Below are 16,234 nucleotides of genomic sequence, written 5' to 3' on the forward strand. Positions count from 1 at the left end.
AATGTGAGAAAAATGTTAGAACGTATAAAAGAGTATAGAAACTTGTTTTCTATTATCTCACCTATAAATATGTTCCTAATATTACTGGCAAAACTACCTTATACTATGTTTCCTTTAGGTATTCTTATCTGCGTAAGGTATGCTACCGATTCTATAGTAATTGCTGGTTTTTCTACTGCTTGTTTGAGTTTTGCTTCTGCTTTTTCTAGTTTGCTGATAAGTAAGTATTGTGACATTTTTGGAGCTAGAAAAATAATTTCTTTCATTCTACCTATCACTGTTATATCGCTTTTTTCTCTAACAGTAGTTTTAGCAAGTAATTATCCTAGTTACATAATTTATATAAATTGTATTTTAATCGGCGCCAGCATGATTCCTATAGGGTCTATAACGCGTTCTATCTGGATTAGAAATTCTGTCAGTTACGAGAATATACAATTAGCTTTATCTTATGAATCAAGTACTGATGAACTATTATATGTATTAGGTCCAACTTTAGTAGGAATAATCAGCTCTTTTTTCGGCGAATTTGTACTTTTAGTGACAATGGCTACATTAGTAATGGTCTTCAATACAGTTTTTATATTAAGTCTCCTTAGAAAAGTTGATTATAAAACTAATACTAAAACACAATTGAAAGATAAGAACAACATATCCATTTTTAAGACTTTAAAAGCAGTATATATGCCTATATTTTCCATCGCTTCAATAGGTATTTTCTTTGGTGCGATGCAAGTAAGCATTACTGAAATAGCAAATGTATATGGATCTTCTTCTTACGCAGGTCTAAGCTATGCGACTATAGGTATTTCTTCTAGCATAGCAGCAATGCTTTTAGTAGCTTTACCCGTAACACTACCATTATGGGATAGACAAATTTTATTTTCCATTTTCCTATTCTTATCCACACTACCTTGTCTGTTTATTACTTCCCTTCCCTGGGTAACTGTATTTTTATTCATATTAGGTACTTTTATTGGTCCGTGTTTAGTAACTATTTTTTCTATAGGTGAATTACTTTCAAAACAGGTTTCCTTACAAATAGCTATGGCTGCTATATGCTCATCAATAATTGTTGGAAATGCTATAGGCTCTTCTATTGCAGGACAGATTGCTTCTATATATAACGGCAACACATCTTTGGTTATTTGTTTATTATCTTGCGTAATTTGTATAGCTATGGGATTAATGATTAAAATCAAAATGACAAAACGTGATTCGATTACTTGTACTTGTAATAAGTAATCTGTTTTATATAAAAAATGTTACTCTTACTTTATGAGCGCTTTCTCTAACTATTTTGTAAAAACTTTATATAAGGCTGTATAAGATAGTATGTAAAATACTAGTAAAGTAAACTTTTATCAAGCTACTTATTTGAAAACTATTTTTTAATCGTTACTTATTTTTATAAACTTTTGAGAGTTTATTTGCTAAAATATTTATCTATGTAATGCAAAGAATATTTATTCTTTTAGACGGAGTGGATTATTTTGGCAAATAAAAACGTTACTACAGAAAATGCCCCAAAGAAACGACGTTTCTACCATAATATAAAAGATTCTTATAATGTTGGTCGTAGGTCTTATCCTGCACTTGCTTGGATACTATTGAGTGTATTTATAGCAACAATAGCTGTATTCTTGTTAATAGGCTACGCTATAAACTATTTCTACTACATGCTATTTTTAGGAATCTTAACCTCTATTCTTGTAGTACTTTCCACTCTTTCATTTATAGTACGTAAAGCAATGTACAAACAAATAGACGGACATCTGGGTGCTGTATCTGCAGTCCTTTCACAGGTAAAACGTGGCTGGATTATAGATGAACAACCAGTGGCTTTCAACAAAAACCAAGACCTTGTCTGGCGTGCAGTTGGCCGTAACGGAATTATCTTAATTAGTGAAGGACCTTCAACTCGCGTACGTCCTTTACTAGATGACGAAGCCAAAAAGTATACCCGTGTAGTGCCTAATGTACCTATTCACAAAGTCCAAGTTGGTAATGAAGAAAATCAAATTCCTCTATCAAAATTACTATCAACTATACGTAAGCTAAAGGGTCAAACAAAACTTACAAGTAGAGAAATTCCAGCAGTTGCAAAACGTTTATCAGCTTTGCAAGCACAAAAAGGTATGCCTATGCCTAAAGGAATTGACCCAATGAAAATGAAGAATATGAAGAGACAAATTCGTTAAAAATAGCCCTGTGTAAAAGCACAGGGCTATTTTGATTGAGGACGGAAATAATAAAGGTACATTAGGAAGGGTGTATTGAAATGTTCAAAACAGTAGAAGAAACAATAGACTATATAAAAAGTGAAGAAATAGAAAATATTGACGTACGTTTTTGTGATCTTCCCGGAGTAATGCAGCACTTTACAATTCCCGTCAATGCTTTTAACGAAGATATCCTAACTGAAGGCCTCATGTTTGATGGTTCTTCAATACGCGGTTTCTCTGAAATACACAAATCTGATATGAAACTACTACCAGATTTATCTACAGCCTATGTTGATCCTTTTAGACATGCAAAAACTCTAATAATGAATTTTGCTGTGGTCGACCCATTCACTAATGAACCTTTTAGCCGTGATCCACGACAGATTGCTGCTAAAGCTGAAAATTATTTACGTTCAACCGGTATTGCTGACACATGCTATATAGGTGCTGAAGCTGAATTTTACTTATTCGACGAAATACGCTACAAAACTACACCTGAGGAAACTTTCTTCAAAATTGATTCTCAAGAAGCTGCTTGGAATAGTGCTAGTGAAGAAGAGGGTGGAAACCTAGGATACAAGATTCCTTTCAAAGCTGGTTACTTCCCAGTTTCTCCAACCGATCAGTCAGCTGATATTCGTGATGCAATGAGTAAAATTTGTCAGGAAGTCGGCTTGGAAATTGAACGTTCTCATCACGAAGTTGGAAATGCTGGGCAACAAGAAATAAACTATCGTTTCAATAGCTTACTAAGTGCAGCTGACGACATGATGAAGTTTAAATATGTAATTCAAAACACAGCTTTTGAATTTGGTAAGACTGCTACTTTCATGCCTAAACCACTTTGGAAAGACAACGGTTCAGGTATGCACTGCCACTTCTCACTTTGGAAAGATGGAACACCTTTATTCCACGATGAAACTGGTTATGGTGGCTTATCAGATACAGCTCGCTGGTTTATTGGTGGTTTATTAAAGCACGCACAATCACTACTTGCTTTTACTAACCCATCTGTTAACTCATATCGCCGTTTAGTACCTGGGTTTGAAGCTCCAATAAACCTAGTTTATTCTGCTCGCAACCGTTCTGCTTGTATACGTATTCCAATCGTTGGTTCTTCACCAAAAGCAAAACGTGTTGAATATCGTGTACCAGATCCTACAGCTAACCCATACTTAGCTTTTGCAGCTTGCTTGATGGCTGGAATTGATGGTATCAAGAACCGTATTGAACCTTCAGCTCCTATCGATAAAGACTTGTACGAATTGCCACCAGAAGAATATGATGATATTGAAAAACTATCTTCATCACTAGAACAAGCTTTACATAATCTTGAAGAGGATTACGAATACTTGATGGAAGGCGACGTATTCACACAAGATTTAATTGATACTTGGATTGACTATAAGTATCACAATGAAATCTTGCCTATGCTTGAACGCCCTCACCCATACGAGTACGAGTTGTACTACAATATGTAAACTCAAATAAAATTAGATTGTTGTTGAAGAATAATAACTTCAGCAACAATCTTTTAATATCATCTATAAAACCATTTGCAAACTAAATACACTAAGCAAAAAAACTAAAATGGAACTCTTAAAAGAATATATAAGAAAACAAGGTATAGTTGAAAAAGATAATATTTTAAAAGTAGATAGTTTTCTAAATCACCAAATAGATATAAATCTACTAAATAAAATAGGTGAAGAGTTTAAAAAACGTTTCACTAGCGAAACTATTACAAAAATCTTAACTATTGAAAGCTCAGGAATAGCCATTGCAAGCATAACAGCACAATACTTCAACGTTCCTGTAGTTTTCGCTAAAAAATCTACTTCTAAAACACTAAATACTGATGTATATGTAACAAAAGTTCACTCCTACACACACAATAAAGACTATGAAGTTTTAGTGTCTAAAAAGTATATATCGTCTAATGATAATGTGCTTATAATAGATGATTTTCTAGCAAATGGAAAAGCCTTACTAGGTCTAATAGATATTTGCAGACAAGCTAATGCTAATATTGCAGGTAGTGGAATTGTGATAGAAAAAAGCTTCCAAAAAGGTGCAAATTTAATACGAGAAACAGGTATAAAACTAGAATCTCTAGCAAAACTTTCAAAAATCACCACCAATGGCATAGAGTTTGTTAATTAGTATCATTTAACAATTTATGCAATATTACGCATAATAATAGGGTTTATAGACCTCGAAACCTTGAAAATCCATAAACCCTATTACTCAAATAGCATCAAAGTTACTATTTACCATATTTTTTAGGTATTACTCTACCATTTGCCATTTGCTCAAATGCATATCCAAAGCAGAATAACTCTTTTTCTTCACTCTCGCCCACAACAAATGTTGTACCTTGAGGAATACCCTTTTCATCTTTGCCAAAAGGAATGCTCATATAAGGATATCCTGCTACAGCTGGTAGTATTACGCTCTCATTATTAAAGAATACAAAAGCATCTAAATCATAGCGTTCACGCAAAGAATCTAGGCGGTTTTTAGCGAGTATAACCTGTCTTGATACTCCCCTAACGTTATTTTCTTTAATCTCATTTGAAGTTTCTAAAAGAATTTGACCGTACCTTGCCCTGCGTGAAAGATCAGCTCTATTGTAATCAATCAATTCTTGTAAATTCTTTAAAGGCAAATTATATTTTTTAGCGAAATTAGCAAAGTCAAATTTAAAGTCATTATTTATAATGTCTAAATAATTAATACCGTTTTCATCAAACCTTACTTTTACTACCTCAGCCCCAGCTTTTTCAAGAATAGATATGAGTTCATTTGTCTTAGAATTTTGTGTCTGAACTATCCCTATACGCTTACCTTTTATATAATTTTTATCCAATTTAGCTATATCTAAACAAAGTTTTTTATCATCAACAATTGAATTATAAGCTTGAAGAGCATCAGTTACATTACGAGCAATAGGTCCTAAGCTATCTAAAGTTGAAGAAAGTGGGAAAACTCCTTCTCGTGAAATACTATCTCTAGAAGATTTCATACCTACAACTGATTGTATGGAAGCTGGAGCAATAATTGAACCAGTCGTTTCTGTCCCTATTGAAAATACTCCAATATTAGTAGCTATGCTCACTGCACTTCCAGTACTAGATCCTGAAGGCGATAGTTCCAATGGTGCAAAAGGATTCCTAGTCTGTCCTACTTTAGAACTATATCCACTTGGAGTTTTATAATCCATAAAGTGAGCGAGTTCAGACAAATTCACTTTAGCTAATATTAAAACATTAGCGTTTCGTAAATTCTTAACTACTTGAGCATCGTCATTAGGAACGAAATCTTTGAACGCATAAGTACCAGCACTAGTTGGCATATCAACAGTATTAATATTGTCTTTCAAAGTCACTGGTAGACCATATAAAGGCGAGTTGGCTTCATTTTTGTGTAAATCAAAGTTCTGAGCCTGTTTTACAGCCTCAGGATTGACTTCAGCAATCGCATTCAAACCGTATTCTTTCTGATCTATTTCCTTAATACGATTCAAGTAAAATACTGTAATTTCAGTGTAAGATAGTTCTCCTGATTGCACGCTTTTTTGAATTTCTTCTATCGTGCGTTCTAAGATTAAATGTTTTTTAGATTTGATAGATTCGATGTCAAAACCTTTAATCTGGGCATTTATAACATCTCTAACTTTTTTCTGATTATATTGAATAGCTTCTTGTGGAGATTCTTTAAAAATACGCTTTATATACCTAGAAATAATTACAAATCCACTACTAACAAAAATGAAAGCTGTTACAAATAGAGCCAAAAGTTTTTTAATATTATTCATACGTCCTACTCTTGAATTATCTATACACTAAAAATCTAAATCACATTACCAACATTATAAACGTAATTATTTTCTTATACATGATTTTAGAACTTTATTATTTTATTTATTTTAAATTTTATTTACACTTATGTTACTAGCGCTAATGATATACTTTTACTCTCAATAGACTACTAAAAAATTACTTGTAATTAAATATTTTTAAAAAGTACATTAACAAATTATAAAAAATTTAATATTATTAACTAACGTAAATAAATTATTCGATGGAGAAAAAATGCTTAAAACATTCTTGACAGCTGAAAGCGTATGTATGGGACACCCTGATAAACTCTGTGATTTTATATCAGATTCTGTATTAGACGAATGTTTAAGCAAGGATAAGTATTCGCGTGTAGCATGTGAAGTAATGGCAACTAAAGGCAATATATTCGTTGCTGGAGAAATAACTTGCTCTGCTGAAGTAGATATTCAAAGCATAACTGAAAATGCTTTAAAAACAGTGGGCTACAATCCGCAAGACTTCAAAATCTTTGTTTATGTACATCAGCAAAGTAAAGACATCGCTCACGGTGTAGATAATGCGTTAGAATATCGCAATGGTGACGATTCCCCTTATTCATCTCTTGGAGCTGGTGATCAAGGTAGCGTATACGGTTATGCAACTAACGAAACCACTCAACTACTTCCTCTTGCCCTAGTACTTTCACACAAACTATGTGAAAACATTGATATTGCAAGAAAAAGTGGAGTTATTTCTGGACTTCTACCTGATGGTAAAGCTCAAGTAAGCGTTGAATACGAAGATGGAAAGCCAAAGAAAATAAAAACTGTAGTACTGTCCGTACAGCATGAAGCCTCTAAAGACTTAGATACTTTACGTAAAGAAATTGCTAACAAAGTACTACCAGTTGTTTTTGAAGAATTCCCACTCGATGAAGATACTGATATATTCATCAATCCAGCTGGGCAGTTCGTAGAAGGAGGCCCTGCAGCTGATACTGGTTTGACTGGTAGAAAGTTGATGGTTGATACTTATGGAGGTCTTGGCCCACATGGTGGTGGAGCTTTTAGTGGCAAAGATGCAACAAAAGTTGATCGTAGCGCTGCTTATATGGCTCGTCACATTGCAAAGACTATTGTAGAGGCAAAATTGGCTGAACGCTGTGAAGTATGTTTATCCTATGCTATTGGTAAAGCTAGCCCTGTTGCTGTAAATGTAAAAACTTTCAATACAAGCACGCATAGTGAACAAGATTTAAGCGAAGCAGTGCAAAAAGTCTTTGATTTGCGACCTGGAGCTATAATTGAGTACTTAGATTTGCTTTTGCCTATCTATAGTCAAACATCAGCTTATGGACACTTTAGTAAAACTAGCTTTAGCTGGGAAAAGACGCATAAAGCCAAAGAGCTAGTTGACTTACTCAAGTAGTTATTTCTAAAGCATTTAAAGCTGTAGTATCACTTCTAAACATTATTGAATGTAGGTACTACAGTTTTGTTTTATATAACACACAAAATACGCAGATAAATACAAATAGCTTATAAATAAACTAAACAACAAATAAGATGAAAATCCCTGAACGTACAAGATAAAAGCTTATTCCCCCCCTATGGAGCCTACGCACCACTCATCCGCGTAAATAGAACAAATAAAGCTATATTTACGCTCATATTCCTAAGCAATAGTTCTATATAAAATACATCACAATAATATTTACCTTATATAACTAGTTAAACAATAATGGGTGAAGTCACAATAAACCTCACCCACTAAAGTTTCATACCTATATGTTAAAAAATAGTCTTTTGACCCTTCTCAAAATATTCACCTTTGTATTTTGGCGCAATTAGATTTTCTACACTCAAAATTTCATTTAATTTGTCCTCAGGTAAAATATTTTCTTCCAAAACAATTTCGCGAACACTCTTACCTGTGCGAGCAGCAATCTTGCCAATCTCATCCCCCTTATGATGTCCTATTACATCATTTAGATAAGTCACAAGACCGATAGAATTCATGACATAGTCGTAACATACTTTTTCATTTGCGCTAATACCGTCTACACAACGTGTACGCAATACATCACAAGCATTCATTAGCAAAGTAATGGACTCAAACATTGACTGGGCAAGACATGGCTCCATAACATTTAGTTGTAGCTGTCCTGCTTCAGCAGCTAGAGTAACACAAACGTCATTACCCATTACTTTGAAAGCAACTTGATTTACCACTTCAGGTATAACTGGGTTAACCTTTGCAGGCATGATGGAAGAACCAGCTTGCATTTCAGGAAGCTTAATTTCAGCTAGACCAGCTCTAGGCCCTGAGGATAATAGACGCAAATCGTTACAAATCTTACTTAGTTTTACAGCTAGACGTTTCAAACTTGCGTGGACAAAAACGTATGCACCGTTATCTGAAGTTGCTTCAACCAAGTTTTCAGCTAAAGAAACATCGTATCCTGTAACTTCAGCTAAACGCTCAACTGCACGCTTTGCATATCCGTCAGGGGTATTTACACCTGTACCAATAGCAGTAGCGCCAAGGTTTACTTCTAGTAGCAATTGGCTTGAGGTACGCAAAGTTTTAATTTCTTCACGCAAATTTACAGAAAAACCTTTAAACTCGCTTCCAAGTGTCATAGGAACAGCATCTTGGAGCTGAGTACGTCCCATTTTAATAACGTCTTTGAACTCGTCCCCTTTTTTGCTAAAACTATTTGCTAGCATATCAACATGTTCAACTAATTCAGCAACCATTTCATATGTAGCAATTCTAAACCCTGAAGGATAAGCATCATTAGTGGACTGAGATTTATTAACGTGATCGTTAGGATTAATTACTTCATAATCCCCTTTGTCTTTTCCAACATATTCAAGTGCTAAATTTGCAACAACCTCGTTAGTATTCATATTGACTGAAGTACCAGCACCGCCTTGAAATACATCAATTGGGAATTGGTCTAAACAACGATCATTTTCAATAATCTCGTCACAAGCATGAACTATTGCTTCAGTAACGTCATCAGCTAAAACTCGCAAATCATTATTAGCTAAAGCACACGCTTTCTTAATCTTAGCCATGGCTTTAATAAAAACTGGAACATTATTTATTGTGCGGTCACTTATAGTAAAATTCTCAATCGCTCTTTGTGTGTTTATACCATAATAAGCGTCATTGCTTATATTTTTTTCACCCAAAAGATCTTTTTCGATTCTATATTGCATTTTTACCTCTTGGCTAGTTCTTTTACAAATTGTATTTTACAGATATATAATTATCCGTTTTCTAAATTTACGTATCCGGCTTCACTCTCATCAATATCAGCTTTTATGCCTTTATTGTAAGCAACTCTACCTACAACTAAAGTATAAATCCAAAGAGCAGTAACTGATACTATTCCTATAAAAATTTTAATCCACGTTTGCAAATTCGATCCGGTAATATATCCCTCTATTAATCCAGCAAACAATAATATAAATACTAACCCTAAACCTATAATTACTGTTGATCTTCCTTGTTTAGCAATCGACACTTTTCTAGACTCGTTAGTAGGAACAACTAAAGCCCAAAAGAGCTTTATACCAGCACCGCACGCTATAAATATAGCTGTTAATTCAAGTAAACCATGCGGAAGAATAAATTTAAAGAATACAAATATGTCATTGTAAGTATAGACAACTGCAGCACTTATACCAATAGCAACAGCATTTTGATATAGCCTATACAAGGGCATAAAACCTGTTATACCAAAAGCTACCATATTAGCCGCTATATAAGCGTTGTTCACCCAAACTTGTGTAGTGAAATCTGAAGCACCATAATTTGTGTAGTATTTCACAAAATCTTCAGTAGCATATTTACGTAAGTCATCAGCACTTCCCAAGGCACTTAAAACATCTGGAGAATGCAGTATCCATACATATTGGACAAGAGCTATTAGAATAAAAACTACTGCACAAGCAGCCGTCCATTTTCTACACTCGTACAAACAAGCAGGTAATGAGTGAGTAAAAAACTCCGCTATCCCCTTCATATTCCCTTTTCTAGAAGAAGTCATACGAGTATTAGCTTTAGCAACTATTCTAGATAGAAATAAAATTAGTTCTTTATCTTTGAAAGTTGATTGTATATATGACAAATGAGCAGACGAAATATGATAAAGTGAGATTAGCTCGTCACATTGATGACCAGTCAACCTGCGCTTATCAACCAAAAATTCGAGTCGACTCCACGTTTTTTCGTGGCGTGCTACAAATACATCTATATCCACATATATTAAAGTGCCATTATGAAAGAAAAAAATCTACTCTTAACACACGAAAATAGTGAAAATGTTATCACTAGTGAAGGGGTAATTTTAAAAACTGAACCTCTTCCCTTGCCTAATCGTATATTAGCCTTCATAATTGACTCTTTTTTCAATGTCGTAATATTTATTATGCTCATATTAACTTTGTTCAATTATGCTGATATTTTCATAATAAATGCCAACGCTGTTCAAACAGTATATATCATCTCAATAGCCATCGTTTTCTTTGTAATACCTATACTTATTGAAACTATTACTTGTGGATATAGCATTGGAAAATATATTATTGGAGCCAGAGTAGTGCGTGAAGATGGCGGCGCTATAAGTTTCAGGCACGTTTTTACAAGACACTTAGTAGGTGTTGTAGAAGTTTATGGTTCTTCTGGAATTATTTCCATTACTAGTATAGCTGTAGCCCAAAAAGGTAAACGTCTAGGAGATTATTTAGCTGGAACCTATTTAGCTAAAAATCCTTCTTACATTTCACATTTGCCATTAATCATGCCAAAGGAGTTTGAAGACTGGGCTAATCAAGTAAATATTTCGCGTATTCCTGACTCACTAATGTTAGAAGCAAAGTCTTTTATAAATAGAACAAATAGTTTATCGCCTCATATTAGGCAAAATTTTGCTAACAACATTTCTAATACTTTATTAAAATATGTAGACCTTATCCCTGGAGAAAATTTTGATAAAGAACGATTTATAGCTGCTGTTTTAGTGGTTAAAAGAGACGACGAATTCCGCAAAATATTGTTAAACAGAAAACATACTAACTAATAATTAGTGTTTTTATATTCACGAATATTAGCAACTTTATCCGCTGAATTTTTGATATTTGGTGGTAAATACTGTGGCAAATGTATATTCTTCTTGGAAGCGCTAATAATTAGTTCAGCTAAATAATCCAATTCTTCATCGCTAGGTAGAGCATTAGAAAGTTGTGTCTGTACCCTAATGACTTGCCAACCAACAGGAGCTACAAAGCTTTTAGCATGATTTGCACACAAATCGTAGGCATCAGGTTCTGCCATCGGAGGCAAAGGTCCAATCACTATAGTAGAGTCTGCGTACATATAAGTAAAAGCAGCCTCTGCCTTGTTACTACAGCCTGGTTTCACACAAATTCTTTTAAAAGTCACTTAATAATCTTAACATATCTTTCTAAATAAAATTCAATAAAAATACTTTGAAAAAATTTAATAATTTTTACGCTACAAGTATAAAAATTTTGTAGAATAGTTTTACGTTAGGTTATTTCAAGGATTACAATGCAAAATATATTTCGTTACGAAGATAACTTTTTACCGAATACAATTACTAAAAAATATAAAGATAAACATGGGCGTGGATTACGTGGTCTTTTAATCTCACCTAATGTTCCTGCATATAATTCTAAACAAGAACTTTTCGAAAGCCTAATAATTTTGACCTCACTAAAAGCACAACAAAAGTGGCCACAAACAGCTAATATAGAATTTTGTACCCAAAATGTACCTCCATCAGATCCAGCTCCTTGGGAAACAAAAGATGCTATTTTAGGTAGAACTTTCGATCAAGATTTGAAGCACAATCTGCCTGCTCGTATTGTTTTATATCGCTTACCAATACAATCTAGAGCTAAAACTAGAAAAGAATTGAAAACATTAATTGAAGATATTATTTGCCAACAATTAGCTTATATACTAAATATTGAACCAGAAGAGGTACTATAAATTCTGTTATTTAGAAAGGGTGAACTGTAGCTTTACAGTATTTATCACTTAGGTATATGAAATTATAAATAGTAAATACTATAAACTACACAAAATCTAGTTCACTTACAAACACAATTAGTTTATATGTTATAAAGTTACCAGATAATAAAATTCGGTGTATTCAAATTAGTAAAGGAAAGCTGATCCACTTACTTGCTGATATAGCCTTTTCACAGAATCGTCAGTCAAGCAAGCTAGTTGGTCAATAATTACCCTTTGTTTATCACCTTCTGTGCTCTTTTTTACCCATTCGTTTTTAAACATTGGTTGCAAGAATTTTATAGCATTACCATCTTCATTAAGAGCCTGAAATAAATCGAGTAATATTTTTTGTTGCCAAGTATATTCATCTTCTTTTTCTAAAGGAACCATAACGTTATAAGCTGCTATCCCTTTCAATACGGTAATCTCAGCTAAAGTTTCCTTTGATACTTCTATTTTTCCACTATATCTACCGAAAATCTCTGCTTTATTTCTGTACTTTGTGTACTCACAAGCATCGGTACAAAAATGACTGATTAATTCACTTGTCATATTTTTTAGTGCAGCTAAATCATTATAAGAGCCATCAAAGTTTTTAATCCAATACTCTTTCTTCATTAAGCGTTCAAGAGCCTTGGCTAATTCATCTTGAGTAGAGCTGGGATTGTAACGTTCTTGTATGCAGTCAAGCATATTTTGAACAGTAGCATCGTCTGATAGCTTTTCCAGCTGCGTGTATCCTGTTTTTATCGAATCTTCTACGTCATGCACACAATAAGCAATATCGTCTGATAAATCCATTATTTGTGCTTCAACGCATTTCAATTTCTCAGGTTTATTTTTCCTAACCCATTTAAAAATTTTTTCATCGTCTTCATACACACCAAACTTTTTAGTCTGTACACCATTTTTATAAGGGGCTTCTTGCCTTTTCCAAGGATATTTACAACTAGCATCCAACACAGCTCTAGTTAAATTTAAACCATAACTTTCGTTTTCAAATATTATTTTAGGCTCAAGTCTAACCAGCAATCTAAAAGTCTGAGCATTTCCTTCAAAACCACCAATATCTTTAGCCGCCTCATCTAGAGCTGTTTCACCATTATGCCCATAAGGAGGATGTCCAATATCATGAGCTAAGCACGCTGTGTCAACAATTTCAGGATTAGCACCCAGAAAAGTAGCCAATGCTCTACCAATTTGAGCTACCTCTAGTGAATGAGTAAGTCTTGTTCGAGTAAAATCATCATATAATGGATCAACTACTTGTGTTTTATCTCCCAGCCTACGCAAAGCATAAGAGTGTATTAGTCTTGCCCTGTCTCTTTCAAAATCTCCGCGTGAGGCACCACGGTGTTCTTCATGTATGTACCTTTGACGGCAAGAAACATCGTATTCCCATTTTTCAGCGTTTTTTTCACTCATATTCATCACAAAATTAATATTAACGTATTAAAAGTAGAAAAAATACCATTCATAGTGATAAATTTTATATTAGTATACATAAAATCGTATTGGTGAGCTTTATGAGTGACAAAGAAAATTATGCGAAAATCTCTTTAATACACAAGTGTGCTGATTCTAACTACGCTTGGTGGAATGACTGTGTTGTGTATGAGTTGCCATTTCCCGCTTCCAAAAATGATTTAGAGCTGTTTTCTTCTTCTTGCCACGACCTAGTACAACTGGGTATAAACACAGTTTTAGTACGTCCGTCTAAAATAGATTTTTCAGCTGATGAAAACTTCATAAACAATTTTATAAACACTTTTCACAGAGTAGGTATAAAAGTAATTTTTCAACTTTCTGGGCCTGTACCTAACCTTAATAACAGATTCTCTTCACCTTTTATTGATTTTGAAAAAGACTCTCATATTCTTATAAATCGCGCTGAAATTGCTATTAAAAATGAAGTCGATGGTATAGATCTCGGCTTAATTATCGAAGAGGATATGGATAGTGAACTTTCAGTAAATAGCAAGCATTTTGTGAATATGATAAGTAATGTCAAAAAAATAATTGAAAGTACTGATAGACAAGTAATTATTACTGCTAGTGGTAACGAAAGATACTTAAATAGCTTTAATTACTACCTTGAATCAAATGTTATACAGCATATGCGTACTGATGCTCTCGTGCACGCTCCTTTTAATGCAAAGGTGTTCTTAGAAAAAATTAATGAGAGTTATGCTTTATCTGATTCTTTCGACTACCACTGTGCTTGGAAATATAACTTGTCTAATTCTTTACATGAAAATTATCCTAGTGCATATTCTTGGTCTAAAACCACTGAAAACTTGGAGAACAGGATTAGTGCCTTACAACTTTTGTTCCTAGGATTACCAGGTTCCGTATATGTAAATTATTTCGATGAACTAGCATTGCCTGTTTCTTATAGAAAAACTGATTATGCAACAGCACTACCCATTGCTCAAAAAGCATTTGAGAAACAACGCAAAGAAGAGTTTTCCCCTTGGAAGACTTATAAGGATGCTTTGCTTGCAAGAGCTCAGTACAATATGGGACTTGGCACTATAGCTAGTGTTAGTGGCTTTGAGTGGGCTAATGAAAATACTTTGGTGTTAGTATGTGAACATATTTATATTGTAGTTAATATGTCTGGTGAAGAAATTACAGTGCCTAAAGAATACGAATTACTTGTTTCTAGTAAACCTGAAATAGTTTCCACCCATGATACAGAGCAAAACTGTCCAGAATGTAGCATACTTCCACCAGAAACAACAGCTTGGTTCAAAGTACAATCATAGAGCACCATACGTACAGTTTAAGTCTTCATTTGACTTAGAATGAATTTTCAGCATTAGCACTGCAATAAATATGTTAAATATATTCAGTACTATTAAATTCATCTAAGGTAACGTCATTTTTTAACTATTGTTTCACACTTTGGTAAATTGTCAGTCTTTCCACTTTTAATTGAAGTAACTACTTCTTTAGCTTGACCTAAGTCTCCAACAGGAATGAGTCTAACTCCGTCAACAGGCTTTTCTAAAGCTTCTTTACAGTTGTATTCTGGTAATAAGAACCATTTAATATTTTGATGTTTAGTACCTAATATTTTGAAACGTACTCCCCCAATAGGACCTACAACACCATTTGGAGATATAGTTCCTGTACCAGCAATTTTATTGTTACCTATGAAGTCTTCATTAGATAATATATTCATAATTGATAATGAGAACATCAAACCAGCTGAAGGTCCGCCAATATCTTTAATAGCAAACTTTACTTTTTCTGGAAACTCATATTTAGCATCCAGATAAATTCCGAGTCTAGATCCTTTTGTACCGTTTACTGAGTCCACACTGGCAGGTAAAGTTTTTCCCTCTAAAGTAACAATTTCATTATTTCGTTTAACTTGCATTTTTATGGAAGTTCCTTTAGGGGTTTGAGCCAACAAATCGTAGAAATCCTTGCTATTTGTAGCTAAAACTTTCTTTTGTGAATTCTCAAGAGACAGTATTTTATCCCCTTTTTGTGCTTTACCATAGAAAGAAGAACTTTTGTCCACACCTGCAATATTTATATTAGCAACTGGAGGTTTACCAATCTGATTTAAGGCAGCCACTAAAGCATTTTGTTGTGATAAAGACATCTGGCTTTTATTAAAATTATCTATTTCTTCTCTAGTAACGTTACTCGGATATACTTCTTCTAAAGATTTTATTTCTTCTTCATCGTCAAAAAAAGCAGACAATAATCTAAGTCCTGATAGGTATCTACCTGGTCCGCCTTCTTGAGATACCGTTGTTAAATGTAACTGCCCAGAGTATGCTTTTCTATCCTTACCATCAATTCCAACTAGATAAGTACTCTGATCAATTTTACCCAAAACATCTAAAGTAGGACCTGGAGAGTAAATAATATATGAATAGTTGGAAAACAACCCTAACAATATTAAAAACGTAAGTAATAAAGCAAGTATTTTTTTAATATGCTTCTTTATATATTTACTCATATCAATCCCAATATTTGATGCTTTTTAACCAGAATATAACTATATCACTTTTACAAAACTAAAATAAAATAAGAATTGTTATACAAATATTCTTTTATTAAGTTATAGAGTCAACATAAAAACTTTTAAACACACTACTGACACTCCTACTTTATATA

Annotated in this window: 14 protein-coding genes; 8 read left to right on the top strand and 6 right to left on the bottom strand. The window is 33.6% G+C overall.

Annotated elements, in window-relative coordinates; translation table 11 throughout:
- Nucleotides 1–12 precede the first annotated feature (12 nt).
- The 4 genes from HCQ94_RS04120 (at nucleotide 13) to HCQ94_RS04135 (ending at nucleotide 4,388) form a co-directional block, all read left to right on the top strand.
- Nucleotides 13–1,245: an MFS transporter gene (locus tag HCQ94_RS04120; RefSeq protein ID WP_166982144.1), complete on the top strand. Its 1,233-nt coding sequence runs from the start codon at nucleotides 13–15 to the stop codon at nucleotides 1,243–1,245.
- Nucleotides 1,246–1,493: 248 nt separating this feature from the next.
- Nucleotides 1,494–2,201, top strand: a complete 708-nt coding sequence (locus HCQ94_RS04125; protein WP_166982146.1) for a DUF4191 domain-containing protein — start codon at nucleotides 1,494–1,496, stop codon at nucleotides 2,199–2,201.
- 80 nt (nucleotides 2,202–2,281) lie between these two features.
- Nucleotides 2,282–3,706: a type I glutamate--ammonia ligase gene (glnA, locus tag HCQ94_RS04130; protein WP_166977900.1), complete on the top strand. Its 1,425-nt coding sequence runs from the start codon at nucleotides 2,282–2,284 to the stop codon at nucleotides 3,704–3,706.
- Nucleotides 3,707–3,815: 109 nt separating this feature from the next.
- Entirely contained in the window at nucleotides 3,816–4,388 is a 573-nt protein-coding gene (locus HCQ94_RS04135) for a xanthine phosphoribosyltransferase (protein WP_166982148.1), read from the top strand.
- 103 nt (nucleotides 4,389–4,491) lie between these two features.
- Here HCQ94_RS04135 and HCQ94_RS04140 read toward each other — a convergent pair whose 3' ends face one another.
- A complete protein-coding gene (locus HCQ94_RS04140) occupies nucleotides 4,492–6,042 on the bottom strand; it encodes an amidase family protein (RefSeq protein WP_166982150.1) in 1,551 nt (516 codons plus the stop codon).
- A 277-nt stretch (nucleotides 6,043–6,319) separates the two neighbouring features.
- On the opposite strand from HCQ94_RS04140, the gene metK reads away from it, so the two are divergent.
- Entirely contained in the window at nucleotides 6,320–7,474 is a 1,155-nt protein-coding gene (metK, locus tag HCQ94_RS04145) for a methionine adenosyltransferase (RefSeq protein WP_166982152.1), read from the top strand.
- A 362-nt stretch (nucleotides 7,475–7,836) separates the two neighbouring features.
- Here metK and aspA read toward each other — a convergent pair whose 3' ends face one another.
- Together aspA and HCQ94_RS04155 are read right to left on the bottom strand one after the other, a co-directional pair.
- Nucleotides 7,837–9,273, bottom strand: a complete 1,437-nt coding sequence (gene aspA / locus HCQ94_RS04150; RefSeq protein WP_166982153.1) for an aspartate ammonia-lyase — start codon at nucleotides 9,271–9,273, stop codon at nucleotides 7,837–7,839.
- Nucleotides 9,274–9,323: 50 nt separating this feature from the next.
- Nucleotides 9,324–10,319, bottom strand: a complete 996-nt coding sequence (locus tag HCQ94_RS04155) for a stage II sporulation protein M (protein ID WP_166982154.1) — start codon at nucleotides 10,317–10,319, stop codon at nucleotides 9,324–9,326.
- 18 nt (nucleotides 10,320–10,337) lie between these two features.
- Here HCQ94_RS04155 and HCQ94_RS04160 point away from each other — a divergent pair, with 18 nt between their 5' ends.
- Nucleotides 10,338–11,138: an RDD family protein gene (locus HCQ94_RS04160; protein ID WP_166982155.1), complete on the top strand. Its 801-nt coding sequence runs from the start codon at nucleotides 10,338–10,340 to the stop codon at nucleotides 11,136–11,138.
- Here the strand turns inward: HCQ94_RS04160 and HCQ94_RS04165 are convergent.
- Nucleotides 11,135–11,500 carry a DUF3499 family protein gene (locus HCQ94_RS04165; RefSeq protein ID WP_166977914.1) on the bottom strand — a complete coding sequence of 122 codons (366 nt, stop codon included), beginning with the start codon at nucleotides 11,498–11,500 and terminating at the stop codon, nucleotides 11,135–11,137. The genes HCQ94_RS04160 and HCQ94_RS04165 overlap by 4 nt on opposite strands.
- Before the next feature lie 129 nt (nucleotides 11,501–11,629).
- Between HCQ94_RS04165 and HCQ94_RS04170 the strand changes: the two genes are divergently transcribed.
- A complete protein-coding gene (locus tag HCQ94_RS04170) occupies nucleotides 11,630–12,073 on the top strand; it encodes a metallopeptidase family protein (protein WP_166977916.1) in 444 nt (147 codons plus the stop codon).
- A gap of 168 nt (nucleotides 12,074–12,241) precedes the next feature.
- Here the strand turns inward: HCQ94_RS04170 and HCQ94_RS04175 are convergent, their stop codons facing one another.
- Entirely contained in the window at nucleotides 12,242–13,522 is a 1,281-nt protein-coding gene (locus HCQ94_RS04175; protein ID WP_198426289.1) for a deoxyguanosinetriphosphate triphosphohydrolase, read from the bottom strand.
- A 101-nt stretch (nucleotides 13,523–13,623) separates the two neighbouring features.
- Between HCQ94_RS04175 and HCQ94_RS04180 the strand changes: the two genes are divergently transcribed.
- Nucleotides 13,624–14,865 (top strand): alpha-amylase family protein, encoded by a 1,242-nt coding sequence (locus tag HCQ94_RS04180; RefSeq protein WP_166982157.1) that lies wholly within the window; start codon nucleotides 13,624–13,626, stop codon nucleotides 14,863–14,865.
- A gap of 113 nt (nucleotides 14,866–14,978) precedes the next feature.
- Here HCQ94_RS04180 and HCQ94_RS04185 read toward each other — a convergent pair whose 3' ends face one another.
- A complete protein-coding gene (locus tag HCQ94_RS04185) occupies nucleotides 14,979–16,076 on the bottom strand; it encodes a YlbL family protein (protein WP_166982159.1) in 1,098 nt (365 codons plus the stop codon).
- Between the last annotated feature and the right edge of the window lie 158 nt (nucleotides 16,077–16,234).

It is taken from the genome of Actinomyces sp. zg-332 (assembly GCF_011751945.2).
Lineage (GTDB): Bacteria > Actinomycetota > Actinomycetes > Actinomycetales > Actinomycetaceae > ZJ293.